The 749-nt window shown below is 48.3% G+C and carries 1 protein-coding gene; it reads left to right on the top strand.

Annotated elements, in window-relative coordinates; all coding sequences use genetic code 11:
- Positions 1-238 precede the first annotated feature (238 nt).
- A complete protein-coding gene (locus NW815_RS12350; RefSeq protein ID WP_011433505.1) occupies positions 239-673 on the top strand; it encodes a DUF29 domain-containing protein in 435 nt (144 codons plus the stop codon).
- The last annotated feature ends 76 nt before the right edge of the window (positions 674-749 follow it).

Genomic DNA, 749 nt, shown 5'->3' with positions numbered 1-749 from the left:
GCGGGACGGAGTCCTTGAAAAGCCTTCCGGCTCGGTGCACTTTAAGTGTGGGTGCAGTGTCCTGCTTTAAATCGAAATGACCATAGAAAGAGTTGTCTGGATAAGGTTTATCACCAGAGTGCTCTGCTCCCAGACGGTTGAGAACTCAGGTGTTACAGGTTTTATTGTAGTAAACTCAAGAAGGACGTAGTCTGGATTTCATAATTATCGCGACCCTATTTTTCAGCAGGACAAAGCTATGAGCAATCTATACTCGACAGACTTTAACTTGTGGATTGACCGAACAACCCGGCTATTGCGGGAAAGGCGCTGGCATGAAATTGACCTAACACACTTAATTGAAGAGGTTGAGAATTTGGGTAAGAGCGAACGACGAGGGATTACCAGTCAATTAACTCGCCTTCTGCTGCATCTACTCAAGTGGCAATATCAACCTCAGCGCCGTTCAGATAGCTGGCTAGATTCCATTACAGATGCGCGAACCCAAATCGGATTGGCCATAGAAGATAGCCCTAGCCTAAAAGGTTATCTGGTAGAGCAACTTGAAGAGAGTTATCAACGGGCGCGCCGCCAAGCAGCCAGGCAAACGGGGATAGAAATCTCGACATTTCCAGATGTCTGTCCCTACTCTCCAGAGTTGGTGCTTGCAGAGGACTGGCTGCCGGAAGTTTGACAGTCCACACCACAAAGCATTTAACGGTGGACAGCATTCCCACAGTAGTAAACTACCCGGCTCCGACCGCTAAGCG

This window comes from Synechococcus sp. R6-7, assembly GCF_047461695.1.
GTDB lineage: Bacteria > Cyanobacteriota > Cyanobacteriia > Thermostichales > Thermostichaceae > Thermostichus.
This window is presented reverse-complemented; position numbering and strand designations above follow the sequence as displayed.

Coding starts and splice junctions, on each gene's coding strand:
- NW815_RS12350 (WP_011433505.1), top strand. CDS start 239: ATGAGCAATCTATACTCGACAGACTTTAACTTGTGGATTGACCGAACA.